The organism is Ruegeria intermedia, from assembly GCF_900129345.1.
In the GTDB taxonomy this organism is placed as follows: domain Bacteria; phylum Pseudomonadota; class Alphaproteobacteria; order Rhodobacterales; family Rhodobacteraceae; genus Ruegeria; species Ruegeria intermedia.
In genome coordinates this window covers 1-12,750 of the sequence record NZ_FQVK01000021.1, presented here as the reverse complement: position 1 = coordinate 12,750, position 12,750 = coordinate 1, and the positions used below count along the sequence as shown (strand labels likewise).

Sequence of the window (12,750 nt, the reverse complement as noted above, 5' to 3'; positions counted from 1 at the left end):
GCGCTTACTCCTCTGCTGCAACCGCGGAAAGCGGCTGGTAATCCGGCAGGTCAGGTTCCTCGATCAGGATTTCCTCGCCGGACAGGGACTTCAGGAAGGCCACCAGGTCCGCCTTTTCCTGTTCGGTCAGGCCAAGGGGCTGGATCAGCGGGGACTTGTTTTCCGAGAACTCGTTCTCGCCGCCACCCTGGTTGTAGAACTCGACCACATCCTCGAGCGTCTCCAGCATGCCGTTGTGCATGTAGGGTTCGGTATAGAGGGTGTAGCGCAGGCTGGGCGTGCGGAACTTGCCCTTGTCGGACTTTTCCTTGGTGCGGAAATAGAAGCCGGGGTCGTCCTTGGTGTGGCGATAGCCCTCTTCGGTCGAGCCCTTGGCATAAAGCTCGTAGCGGAAGGTGATTTGAGCCAGAGCATCGTCTTCCCAGCCATCGTAGCGCGGAACGCCGGTGTTGTAGTACTTCTCATCCGACAGAAGCGCACCGTTGTGGCATTCGGAGCATTGCGCCTTGCCGGTGAACAGCTCCAGACCGCGTTTCTGTTCCTCGGTCAACGCATCCTCGTCGCCGCGAAGATAGTTGTCGAAAGGCGTGTCGGTCTGAACGATGGTGCGTTCAAAGGCGGCGATGGCGTTCCAGGCATTGCCGATGCGGGGCCACTTGTCGCCGAAGACTTCGTTGAAGCGTTTGACATATTCCGGGATGAAGGCCAGGCGTGCCTCCATCATGTCGGCTTCGCCGTTGCCCGCAACCGCACCGCTTGCCGCCGATTTCGCCTGGCTTTCAAGGCTTTTCGACGATCCGGCCCAGAACAGTTTGCTGTAGTAGGCCGAGTTCACGATGGTCTGGCTGTTGCGCCAGTGCGTCGTGCCCGGATAGCCGAATGAAATCGGTGCCTCGACATCCCAACCGACATCCGGGTTGTGGCAGGCGGAACATGGCGTCGACGGATTGCCACCCAGCCGCGGATCGAAGAACAGCATCTTGCCGAGTTCGACCTTTGCTTCGGTTTGCGGGTTGTCGAGCGGAATGGGCGGCGGGCCAAGCGCTTCAAGAGGTGCATCTACATCCGGGTCCGCGCCGCCGACGCCCGCAGGAATCTTCATGCTCTCGGCGGCCAGGGCCGAAGAACCGGCGGCCGCAATCAGAGCAGCGGCGGCAATCGAGCCTTTGAGATAAGACGAAAGGTCTTTCATGGGTCCACTCCTCAGTTCACGGCTTCAAGCCAGTTTTCGATCGGCTCGTAATCCGTATCGATCTCCTCGACGACGAATTCCGGCCCGGTCAGGGGATCGCCCGAAAGCGATTCGAGGAACGCAACCAGCTTGCGTTGCTCCCATTCCGACAGGCCCAGCGGCTTCAACCGCGGATCCTTGTTCGGATCGTCGCCACCACCCTCGTTGTAGAAGGCGACCACGTCTGCCAGCGTTTCCATCGTGCCGTTGTGCATGTAAGGCGCGGTATGGGTCAGCTCGCGCAGGGTCGGAGTGATGAAGCCGCCATAGGTTTCCGGCTGGTGGGTGCGGATATACGCGCCCGGATCCTGGCGGACGTTCATGTAGTTCTCCAGCCCGAGGAACTTCATCATCGCCACGAAGGTGATGTGCCGCTCCGGCGTGGACCAGATTTCCGGGTTTTCCGGAACACCGATGTTATGAGGTTTGTCGTCGGTAAAGCGCTCGCCCGAGTGGCAGGAATTGCAGCCCTTGGCTTTGAAGATCACATAGCCGTCCTTGGCGTCCTGCGACATCTCTCCGGTGTCGAAGGGCGCGCCGCGCGAGATCAGCGTTTTCAGGTATTCCGGGATCGCCTTGCGCACGCCCCCGTTTGACGGCTCGCCCAGACCTGCGGCGGCAAACATCTCGACATAGACAGGGTCCTGTTTGAGACGCTCCTGCATCAGGCGCATGTCCATGTTCATCGAATAGGTTTCGGTGATGCTTTCGCGGGTCACGTCATTGAGGTTGGTGCCGATCCGCCCATCGTGGAACCAGGCTGCCCGCTTGGCGCTGTTGATCAGTGTCGGCACGTTGCGGAAATGCAGGTTGCCGGCGTAGGCGTCCGACAGGGCCTGACCGTCGGTGAACCCCTTGTCGGGCTGGTGGCAGCTTGCGCAGGAAAGCTCGGTATCGCCCGACAATCGCGGATCGAAAAACAGCCGCTTGCCGAGCTCCGCCAAGGCGGGATTGAATTCTATGGGTTCGACCGGACCCGGCTCGTCTGCCTGGGCATGGTGAACCGGCAGCACAACGCTCAGCGTCAGCAATGATGCTGTCGAGAACGCTCTGAACCATGTTCTGGCTTTGGTGTTCATGAGAAAGCCCCTTTGTCGCTGGACCAATAGCCGTCACGCGGTGACGACATTCGGCAGGGTGCTTTTATTCCGAACATGTGTCGCGGTGATTTTCCCGCGATGAAATAGTGTGAAGAGTTGTTAAGAAATGTAACGGCGCTCAGTTCATCAAGGATCGGATCAGGCGCGCGAGGCTGCGGATTTCAAGCGGTTTCTGCGCCATGACGGGCATCTCGCCCGATACGGCAACCTCGGTATTTTCGAAATAGCTGCTGATCAGGATCGCAGGCAGATCGGGCCGAACCCCGCGCACGGCCTCGATCAACTCCGTCCCGGACAAATCCGGCATCATGAGATCGGAAACCAGAATGTCGTAGCTGTCGGGGGCAGCGCGGAACGCGTCCAACGCCTTGGTTGGCAAGGAATAGGCCTCGACCCGGTAGCCATAGCTGGCGAGCAGGCGGCGGGAGACATAGAGCACGTTTTCGTCGTCATCGACCAGCAGGACATGTTCATTGCCCGCGATCGATTCGATTTCCCTCTGCTCTTCGGTGCTGAGCGCGGGCATCTCGGGGAAAAATAGCGAGAAGCGAGTGCCTTGCCCGGGTGTCGAGACAAGCTCGACGCTGCCGCGACATTCCTCGACACTGTTGCGGACGATCGTCAGACCCAGCCCGGTGCCCTTGCCCACAGGCTTGGTGGAAAAGAACGGCTCGAATATCTTGGCCTGCAGATCCTCGGGGATTCCGGGCCCGGTGTCACTGACATCTACCCTGATGGCACCCAGCGCTTCGTCGGGGATGTCGCTGAGCGTGTCGCGCTCGGCGCGGCTGATTTCCAAGGCCACCACGCCAGGTCTGTCTCCAATGGCTTCAAATGCATTGTGGCAAAGGTTCAAAAGCGTCTGGAAAAACAGCGTTCCATCCAGATCCGCAAAAGCCGCGTCGATCCGGCTTTGAAAACGGATCTCGATATTGGGCGGTGCCGATACCCGGATGAGTTCCAACGCATCCTGCGCCGCTTTCACCAGATCGCTACGCTGCGGGTTGCGCGGTTTCTGCCGGGCAAAGGTCAGCATCTTTCGCACCAGCCCCTGCGCCCGGCGGGCAGCAATGCGGATATGATTGACCGAGGTCAGAATGTCCTCGTTGCCCTCGGCATCCAGTTCGATCAGATCGGCATTGCCGGTCACGCTCATCAGCACGTTGTTGAAATCATGCGCCACCGACCCCGCCAGGATTCCCACCGCCTCCATCTTCTGCACCTGCGCAAACTTTTCACGGGTGCGGCGGGATTCCGTCATGTCCTCGCCGATGCAGATATAATGGGTGACGGCGCCATCCTGATCCAGCAGCGGTAGAAACGTGTTCGAAACCCAATACTGGCTGCCATCCTTGTGCAGGTTGCGGAACACGCCATTCCAGCTTCGACCCTCGTTCAGGGCAGTCCGCAGAGAACGGTAGCTTTCCTCGCTCGAATATCCCGACTTGAGAATCCGAGGCGTCTGCCCCAGCACTTCCTCAACGTCATACCCGCTCATCTCAAGAAACTTTCTGTTGGCGTACTCAATGCGCATATTGGTGTCGGTGATGACAATCGAGGTGGGGCTTTGATCCACGGCCCGCGCCAATTTCCGTTCGGCCAGTTCCGCCTGTTTGCGGATTTCAAGTTCTTGCTGCAGCCGCCTGTTGGTACGCAGGACATATGCCATCAGCAGTGTCGTCAATATCCCGATCACGCCGACCAGAATGATGAGCCCGACCAGAAAGATCGAAAAACGGCGCACCAATCGTTCCCCCTCGGAAAACGATCGCACCATGTTGGACAAGCTTTGATCACGCTCCGCGATCCACAACGCCTCCAACGTCGCAAGGGCCTCCAGCGCCTGTCGGTCGTCGACACGGACAAGCTCATCGATTTCCTCGGCACTTAGCCCGGCCGCGATTCCGGCCTCGATCTTTTCGATGTTGCCGACATATTCGCGCACCACCGCCTCTATCTGTGTCACCGCTTCTTTTTCCGCGGGTGACGCGTTCGACGTCCGGTAGCTTTCCAGTGTTTGCAGAAGATTGCTGGATTGCCGCCGCAATGTCATTCCATAGGTCGGGTCACTGCGAAGCACGTAGTTTTTGAAGTTGTGGATCAGGCCGCCATAGCCGAAATACCCCCGTATGTCGGAAATCCAGTATCCTTGGGGGCTGGTATCTCCCGAGTAGATCAACCAGTTCTCACGCATGTCGCCGAAGCGTTTTCCGGTTGCATGCGACATGTACAAAAAGACCGAAAGAATGATCGTCAGCGCAACACCGATCACGCAGGCTACACCGTAAACGTTTGACATCCCGGTACGACTTTGTGCCATGTTCGTCGCCTTCAACTCTGCCGCCTGCCTGCTTTGTCAGCCCCGAAGATAGCGGGAACCCAAGCGGGGTCGAAAGCGTTTTCCGGGCCCTCTTTCGCGAAAGAGACCGGCCGTCATCGGGAAGGCACCGGCCAAATTCTGTCTGACGTCAGCACCTATCGGACAAATTGAGCGGTTTGAGCAACAGAAGATTTCTGGTTCCTTGAAGCCGCTGCCGAGCGAAGATGAACAAGAAACCTGACCTGCGTGAGGTCATCGTGGCGAATGACGCCGTGGCCCGCGGCCCGAACGGCGAAGGCCGCGTCCTGCTGGCGGAGTCCTTCGGCCCGCCGAGCGATCTCGTGACGGATTGGCCGCACTCCGGCCACTGGCTGGGGGGCGCGCGCTGCATGGCTCCTTTACGCTCCGCGCCTCAGCCGATCCTGACCAGCGTGTCGCTCACGAACTCATAAGGCGGCACGTCGAGGTTTCGCGGCGCCGGGCCTTTCCGGATCCGCCCCGAAGTGTCGTAATGCGAGCCGTGGCACGGACAAAACCAGCCGTTCCAGTCCCCGGTCGGGTCGCCGCTGTTTTGACCCAGCGGGATGCAGCCCAGATGAGTGCAGACGCCGATCACGACCAGCCATTCCGGGCGCTGGATGCGCTCGGCATCCGGTTCGGGGTCGATCATCGGCACCGCGTCGTCGGCCCGCGCCTGTGCGATCCGTTCCTCTGTCCGATGGTCGATAAAAACCGGCTTGCCCTTCCATTTCAGCGTGATCCGGCTGCCGGGCTCGACCCCTTCGAGGTCAATATTCACTACCGCCTCGGCCGAGACATCCGCACTGGGGTTCATGCTGTCGATCAGGGGCCAGATCGCGGCTCCGGTCACGACGACCGCGGCGCCTGCGGTGGCGTAATACAGGAAGTCGCGGCGGCTCTCGTCCGCCTGTGGCTGTTGTCTTGCCGAGATATCTGACATGGCGTTCCTCCTTCATGCCGGGTCCGGGCCTGCCGGTCGGCAAGGCCCGGACGAGGTGGATCAGTCGCTATGCCCCTCTTCCCCTTCTTCGTGGTGATCCTCTTCGGATTGATGGTGCATCATCGCCGCGATCGATTTCGGGATGTCATCCTCAGAGAGTTTCGCCTGTTCCGAGGCGTCATGAACAAAGGCGATGATGTCGGCCAGTTCCTGGCCGCTCAGCTCGATCTGTTCACCCAGTTCTTCCTCTTGAAGCTCGACCATCGCGGCCGCGCCGCGCCACATGCGGGCGGCGAAGTCGAACGGGTTCATTATTTCGTCCATCGTCGAGGCGTCGAGCATCGGGGCGTCTTCCCCGCCAACTCCGTTGATCGAGTGGCAGACGATGCACCCCTTGGAGGCAAACAGCGCCCTGCCTCTTTCGGCACTCATCTGGGGCATCATCAGCCCCATAGGCGTCTGGTCCATCATCTGCATGTGCTGTCCTTCGCCGTGCGAGGCCAGCGCCGGAACTGGCCCGACCGTCATTGCCAGCAGTGCCGCTGGTATGGTCATGGATCTTGCAAACATGGGTTTCTCCTTTCCTGCTTGGATTTCCTATCCGCGCGCTTCGTTCGATCCTTCCTGTTGCGCCGTGTTCCAGCCGTACAAAAGCCATCCGTAAAAGACCCCGCCGGCAATCGCGGGCACAACTCCTGAAGCAATGAACAAACCGGCGTGTTCGGACCCGCCGAAATAGCCGAACCTGGCGTCGATACGGCTGCACAGCAGGGCGCAATAGCTGCCGACCACAGTTACGATCAGCGCTGCCCGCCACAATCCGGCGGTGCCGCTGTAACGCGGCTCGATCGCCACCAGCGTGGCCGCACCGATCACGGCCCCCATTGCCACACCACAGGTCAATGTCCACATTGCCTTGCCCGCCAGACTGCCCTGCGGGAACAACACCATTCCCCAGACCACCAGGTAGAAAACCTCGGCCAAAGTGGTCAGAAGGATCGCAGTTCCCAAAACGACATAGATGCGGGCTTGGGTCATTGTTCAGTGCTTTCCATGGCCGCGGTGCATCAGGAAATGCATGCCCACGCAGACCACCAGGAACAGCAGGGGCGAGGCCAGCAGCGGATACAGTGCCTCGCGGTATTCCCAGCCCAGCAGCGCAACACCAAATGCGATCACGGCGGCCGCAGGAATCCAATTGCGCCTGGTGCGACCCACCGGCTGGTCTTTATCCGGTGATACCTCGGAAGGCGCGGCCGGATCGATTTGGTCGGTGGTCTCGGGTGGACGTGGTGTGTTGCCAGTGTTTGTCATGGCTGGTTTTCCTCCTGTTCCAAGGTCCAGTGTTGGAGAAAGTGCCGCTCGTAGGCGAAAACGAGGATGATGCCGGAAATGGCATAAACCACGATCATCGGATCCGAGCGCAGTTTGAGTATCGTGAACGCGGTCAGCACCACCGCATCCAGCGTCAGAGCGGTCAACAAGACCCATCCCCGGGCGTTGATCTGACTGCGCAAGCGCCGCCAGACACCCCAATGAACCGCCATGTCCATCACCAGGTAGAAGAACGCCCCCAACGAGGCGATGCGAGACAGGTCGAACAACACCGCAAGCAGACCCGCAATCACGACCGTGTAGATCAGCGTGTGAGACTGGATGCTGCCCGTCATGCCGAAATGGCTGTGCGGGATCATCTTCATGTCGGTCAGCATCGCCAGCATCCGGGACACGGCGAAAACGCTGGCGATCAGCCCCGAAGCCGTCGCCACCATCGCCAGCGCAACGGTCAGGTAGAACCCGCCCTGCCCCAGCACCGGCTTGGCAGCCTCGGCCAGAGCATAGTCCTGCGCCGCGCGGATCTGCTCGGGCGGCAGGCTGACGCCGACCGCAAGGGCGACCAGCAGGTAGACCACCGCGCAGATCACGATCGAGATCATGATAGTGCGCCCGACATTGCGGTGCGGATCGACGATCTCGGCCCCGCTGTTGGTGATGGTGGTGAAGCCCTTGAACGCGAGGATCGACAGGGCCACCGAGGCGACGAACCCCAACGGCGCCGCCGGTTCCGAGCCCTGAACCTGCCAGGTTCCGCCCGCCGCCCAAAGTGCGGCGATGCCGAATATTGCGATCCCGCCGATCTTGAGCGCCGACATGATGATCGACCACAACCCCACCGACCGGTTACCCGACCGGTTCACCGCATAGGCAAAGACGATCAGCGCAACCGCGACCACAGGCACCAGCGGCCCGCCTTCGATGTCGAACGGGCGGAGCGCATAGCTCGCGAATGTACGCGCGACGAGGCTTTCGTTGATCACCATCGACAGCGCCATCAGCAGCGAGGCCGCCGCCGCAACCGCCCCGGGCCCATAGGCCTTGGTCAGGATCATGGCGATGCCGCCCGATGAGGGCCAGGCGTTGGACATGGCGATATAGGTATAGGCGCTGAAACCCGTCACCACGGCCCCGACCAAGAAGGACAGCGGAAACCACGGCCCCGCCAGCCCGGCGATCTGTCCGGTAAGCGCAAAAATCCCCGCGCCGATCATCACACCGGTGCCCATGGCGACGGCCCCGGTCAGCGAGATTGATCCGGGCTTCAGCGCGCCATCGGCGCCGTGCATATTATGCTGGTGCGTGCTCAAATCTTCGCCCCCCGCAGTCGCAGCGCATTCAGCACCACCGAGATCGACGAGGCGCTCATGGCGAAGGCGGCGAACATCGGGCTGATCAGGATGCCGAAGACCGGAAACAGCACGCCCGCCGCCACCGGCACGCCCGAGGCGTTGTAGATCAGGGCAAAGAACAGGTTCTGGCGGATGTTGCGCATGGTGGCGCGGGCCAGTCGGCGGGCGCGCACGATGCCGTCGAGGTTGCCCTTGACCAGCGTGAAGCCCGCGCTTTCGATCGCCACGTCGGCGCCGGTGCCCATGGCGATGCCCACATCGGCCTGCGCCAACGCCGGGGCGTCGTTCACCCCGTCACCGGCCATGGCAACCTTGGCGCCTTTTTCCTGCAACTCGCGGATGATGCGGGCCTTGTCCTCGGGCAGCACGTCGGCGCGGATCTCGTCGATGCCCAGACGCTCGGCCACCGCCTTGGCGGTGCGCTCGTTGTCGCCGGTGGCCATGATGATGCGGAAGCCCAGATCATGCAGCGCCTGCAAGGCCGCCGGGGTGGTCTCCTTGACCGGATCGGCGACGCTGACCAGACCGGCCACCGCGCCGTCGAGCACCACGAACATCACCGTCTCACCCTGATCGCGGCGCGCATCGGCCTTGGCGGTCAGGTCGGCGGCGTCGAGCCCCAGATCGGTGACCAGCTTCAGGTTGCCGAGCGCGACCGGGCGGCCGTCCACCATGCCTTTGACGCCCTTGCCGGTCACCGCTTCGAAGTCAGTGGCGTCGGACAGGGCCACGCCACGCTCTTCGGCCCCGGCGACGATCGCCTCGGCCAGCGGGTGTTCGGATCCCTTCTCCAGTGTCGCGGCCAGCCGCAGCACCTCGGCCTCGTCATGGCCGGGCTCGGGCAGCACGGCCACCAGCCGCGGCTTGCCCATGGTCAGGGTGCCGGTCTTGTCCACGATCAGGGTATCGACCTTCTCGAACCGCTCCAGCGCCTCGGCGTTCTTGATCAGAACCCCGGCCTGCGCCCCGCGCCCGGTGGCCGTCATGATCGACATCGGTGTCGCCAGGCCAAGCGCGCAGGGGCAGGCGATGATCAGCACCGAAACGGCGGCGATCAGCGCGTAGGACAGCGCCGGATCAGGCCCCCAGATCGCCCAGCCGATGAAAGCCAGCACCGCGATGGCGATGACCGCCGGCACGAACCAGCCCGCCACCTTGTCGGCGTATTTCTGGATCGGCGCGCGGCTGCGTTGGGCATTGGCCACCATCTCGACGATCTGGGACAGCATCGTGTCGGCGCCCACGCGGGTGGCCTCGATCACGAGGGTGCCGGTGCCGTTGATCGTGGCCCCGGTCACCGGCTCGCCCGCCACCTTCTCGACAGGAACCGGCTCGCCCGAGATCATGCTCTCGTCCACCGACGAGCGTCCTTCCAGCACGACGCCATCCACCGGCACCTTGTCACCGGGACGCACGCGCAGGCGGTCGCCGACCTGAACCTCTTCCAGCGGGATTTCCTCTTCGCTGCCGTCGGCGCGGATGATGCGGGCGGTCTTGGCGGCCATGTCCAGCAGCGCCCGGATCGCCTTGCCGGTGCCCTCTCGGGCGCGCAGTTCCATCACCTGCCCCAGCAGGACAAGCGTGACGATCACCGCCGCCGCCTCGAAATAGACGCCCACATGGCCCTCGGCATCGCGGAACCCGTCGGGGAAGATATCCGGCGCCAGCACCGCAACCACGCTGAACAGCCACGCGGCCATCACGCCCATGCCGATCAGCGAGAACATGTTCAGGTTCATGGTGCGGAACGAGGTCCAACCCCGTTCAAGGAAGGGCCAGCCGCACCACAGCACCACCGGCGTGCCCAGCACCAGTTCGATCCACAGGGTCGCGCGTTCGCCAAAGATTTCGCGGACGCCCGACAGCCCCACATACGGCCCCATCGTGAACACCAGCAGCGGAAAGGTCAGCACCGCCCCGACCCAGAGCCGCCGGGTGAAATCCACCAGTTCGGGGTTTGGCCCCTCATCGGCCATCGTTGCGCTTTCCAGCTCCAGCCCCATACCGCAGAGCGGGCACGAGCCCGGATGCGTCTGCCGCACCTGCGGGTGCATCGGACAGGTGTAAACGGGTCCGTCATAGCCTGCCGGCACGGTGTCGTATTCTCCGTTGTCGCCCGTCGACTGCGCGTGCGCGTGGTGGTGGTGCGCATGCGCGTCGACCTCGCCCTCGGGCACAAGGTGCATGCCGCATTTGGGGCAGTCGCCCGGTTCGGGTTGGCGCACCTCGGGGTGCATCGGGCAAGTATAGATCGTCTCGGTTGCCTCGGCTTTGGCAGGATTATGGATTCTGTCGCTCATTTTTTTGATCCTTTTGACCATTTGGCTTGGTCTGAATATGGGGATTCCAGTTGCTGGAAGGTCAAGCCTGCCGCCGTCTCTGCGATCGCGCCGGCAATCAGCGGAGAAAGGTCAATGGCATTGCTGGCGTGCGGAATGCTGTTGGTGGTGACGATTTGCCGGGCGCCAGCGGCCAAGATGTCGGCATGGGCCTTCCCGGCGAACACCGCGTGGATGACCACGCAGACCGGCGCGCGGGTCCCGGCCTCGCGCAGCCGCTCGATCGCCCGCACCAGCGTGCGGCCCGACGAGGCGATGTCGTCGAGGATGACCGGCGTGCCGGTGCGCAGCGCCGGGTTGTCGGGCACGCTGATCTCGACGCTGCGGTCGCCGCTGCGATGTTTGCGCAGAACTTCGTAGGGGCATCCCACCCTGGCTGCGACGCCGGCCACCCATTGCTGGCTTTCGCTGTCGGGCCCCAGCAGCACCGGGTCATCCACATGCGCGGCGATCCATTCGGCCAGCAGCGGCGCGGTGACCACCCGCCGCGCGGGAATGGTGAACAGCCGGTCGAGGCTGGGGATCCGGTGCAGATGCGGGTCGGCGGTGACCAGCCAGTCAAAGCTCTCCTGAAGGAAGGCGGCGAACAGGGGCGCGCTGACCGCCTGCCCCGGCGCGAACCGGCGATCCTGCCGCATGTAGCCCAGATAGGGCGCGATCAGCCCGACGCTGACGGCGCCCAGATCGCGCGCGGTCTCGGCGGCAAAGCGCAGCGGCAGCGCGTGGCGGTCGGGGTCGCGCAGAGTGCACAGGAGCGCCACGTCGCGCCCCGCCAGGTCGGCATCCAGCGTCACCAGGCTTTCGCCGTCGGGAAACTGGTGCCAGTCGACCGGGGCCAGATCAGCCCCGATCAACGGGGCCAGCGTCTCGGCCAGGGGCAGCATTTCGGGAAACGGGGCAAGAACGGGTGTCATGACGGCTCCTCGATCCTGAACATGCCGGGATGGCTGGCGGCATAGTGGTGCGCATAGGCCAGCTCTCCGGGTGTTTCGGCGTGAATTTCGAACAGTGGGTCACCGCGATGGACCGTGTCGCCCCTCTGCGCCCGAAGAAGCACCCCGGCCCGTGGCCTCTGAGGCGCGCCGGCCAGCTTGGCGACGCGGGCGATGCGGCGGTTGTCGATCGCCGTGACCATCCCGTCGCGCGGGGCCGTGACCGGCATTCGGTGCGGCGCGAATTGCGGCTCGGCAAAGCCGCCCTGCGCCTCGCAGATCGCCACAAAGCGCCGCTCGGCCTCGCCGCTGTCGAGCAATTCGCGTGCAAGGTTGTGCCGGGCGGCCGGGCCACCGCCCATGTCCAGCAGCGCCCGCGCAAGGTTCAGGGCGCGGTCGCGCAGGTCGGCGGGCGCGTCGGGATCGCGGCGCAACACCTTGAGCACGTCCATCGCCTCGAGCGCCGGGCCGATCCCCTGCCCCACCGGCTGGCTGCCGTCGCTGATCTGGATCATCAGGTCCAGCCCGATGGCCCTGGCCACCGCCTCGAACCGGGCCGACAGCGCCGCCGCTGCCGCCTGCGAGCGGACCTTGGCGGTGGGGCCTACGGGGACGTCGATCACCACCCGCCTGGCCCCGGCGGCGGCCTTTTTGGACAGGACGCTGGCCACCAGCTGGCCCTCGCTGTCGAAATCCAGCGGCCGTTCGATGCGGATCAGCACGTCGTCCACCGGGCTCAGGTGCAGGCCGCCGCCCCAGACGATGCAGCCGCCCTGTGCCTCGACCACCCGGCGCATGTCCGGGATGTCCAGCGCCACCGGCGCCATGACCTCCATCGTGTCGGCGGTGCCCGCCGGCGAAGTGATGGCGCGGCTCGAGGTCTTGGGGATCAGGTGCCCGGCCGCCGCGACGATGGCCACCACGATCGGCGTGGTGCGGTTGCCCGGCAGGCCGCCGACGCAGTGCTTGTCCAGCACCAGCCGGTCGCCCCAATCCAGCGTCTCGCCGGCCCCCTGCATGGCGCGGGTCAGGCCGATGGTTTCGTCGAAATCCAACCGATCCGCGGCGCAGGCGGTGACGAAGGCGGCAAGGTCCAGATCCGACAGCCGCTGGGCCAGCGCATCCCGCATGATGGTGTCGAACTGCGCCTGCCCCAGCCGCTCGCCATAGACCTTGGCGC

12 protein-coding genes are annotated in these 12,750 nt (G+C 63.5%); 1 reads left to right on the top strand and 11 read right to left on the bottom strand.

Translation table 11 applies throughout. The annotated features are described in order from the left end of the window. Positions 1-4 precede the first annotated feature (4 nt). From F3H26_RS14275 to F3H26_RS14265, 3 genes are all read right to left on the bottom strand, one after another. The gene (locus F3H26_RS14275; RefSeq protein WP_149776691.1) at positions 5-1,192 is read right to left on the bottom strand and encodes a cytochrome-c peroxidase; all 1,188 of its coding nucleotides are present in this window, start codon (positions 1,190-1,192) and stop codon (positions 5-7) included. 11 nt (positions 1,193-1,203) lie between these two features. Continuing rightward, entirely contained in the window at positions 1,204-2,310 is a 1,107-nt protein-coding gene (locus tag F3H26_RS14270) for a cytochrome-c peroxidase (RefSeq protein WP_149776690.1), read from the bottom strand. A 139-nt stretch (positions 2,311-2,449) separates the two neighbouring features. Beyond that, entirely contained in the window at positions 2,450-4,630 is a 2,181-nt protein-coding gene (locus tag F3H26_RS14265; protein WP_188127782.1) for an ATP-binding protein, read from the bottom strand. Positions 4,631-4,875: 245 nt separating this feature from the next. Here F3H26_RS14265 and F3H26_RS19700 point away from each other — a divergent pair, with 245 nt between their 5' ends. Beyond that, on the top strand, positions 4,876-5,103 hold the full coding sequence (locus tag F3H26_RS19700; protein WP_223162517.1) for a hypothetical protein: 228 nt from the start codon (positions 4,876-4,878) through the stop codon (positions 5,101-5,103). Here the strand turns inward: F3H26_RS19700 and petA are convergent. The 8 genes from petA to F3H26_RS14225 form a co-directional block, all read right to left on the bottom strand. Further along, positions 5,064-5,612: a ubiquinol-cytochrome c reductase iron-sulfur subunit gene (petA, locus tag F3H26_RS14260; protein ID WP_149776688.1), complete on the bottom strand. Its 549-nt coding sequence runs from the start codon at positions 5,610-5,612 to the stop codon at positions 5,064-5,066. The genes F3H26_RS19700 and petA overlap by 40 nt on opposite strands. 60 nt (positions 5,613-5,672) lie before the next feature. Continuing rightward, positions 5,673-6,167, bottom strand: coding sequence for a c-type cytochrome (locus F3H26_RS14255; RefSeq protein WP_223162516.1), 495 nt, complete (start codon positions 6,165-6,167; stop codon positions 5,673-5,675). Positions 6,168-6,209: 42 nt separating this feature from the next. Continuing rightward, positions 6,210-6,650 carry a hypothetical protein gene (locus F3H26_RS14250; RefSeq protein ID WP_149776686.1) on the bottom strand — a complete coding sequence of 147 codons (441 nt, stop codon included), beginning with the start codon at positions 6,648-6,650 and terminating at the stop codon, positions 6,210-6,212. A 3-nt stretch (positions 6,651-6,653) separates the two neighbouring features. Next, a complete protein-coding gene (locus F3H26_RS14245) occupies positions 6,654-6,926 on the bottom strand; it encodes a DUF2933 domain-containing protein (protein WP_149776685.1) in 273 nt (90 codons plus the stop codon). Beyond that, entirely contained in the window at positions 6,923-8,236 is a 1,314-nt protein-coding gene (locus F3H26_RS14240) for an APC family permease (RefSeq protein ID WP_149776684.1), read from the bottom strand. Before F3H26_RS14240 ends, F3H26_RS14245 begins: the two co-directional genes overlap by 4 nt. A gap of 17 nt (positions 8,237-8,253) precedes the next feature. Beyond that, positions 8,254-10,536 carry a copper-transporting P-type ATPase gene (locus F3H26_RS14235; RefSeq protein ID WP_394349777.1) on the bottom strand — a complete coding sequence of 761 codons (2,283 nt, stop codon included), beginning with the start codon at positions 10,534-10,536 and terminating at the stop codon, positions 8,254-8,256. A 59-nt stretch (positions 10,537-10,595) separates the two neighbouring features. Beyond that, positions 10,596-11,552 carry a ribose-phosphate diphosphokinase gene (locus tag F3H26_RS14230; RefSeq protein WP_149776683.1) on the bottom strand — a complete coding sequence of 319 codons (957 nt, stop codon included), beginning with the start codon at positions 11,550-11,552 and terminating at the stop codon, positions 10,596-10,598. Further along, positions 11,549-12,750: thymidine phosphorylase family protein (locus F3H26_RS14225; RefSeq protein ID WP_149776682.1), on the bottom strand; the 1,202-nt coding region annotated here is incomplete at its 5' end. The genes F3H26_RS14225 and F3H26_RS14230, both read right to left, overlap by 4 nt.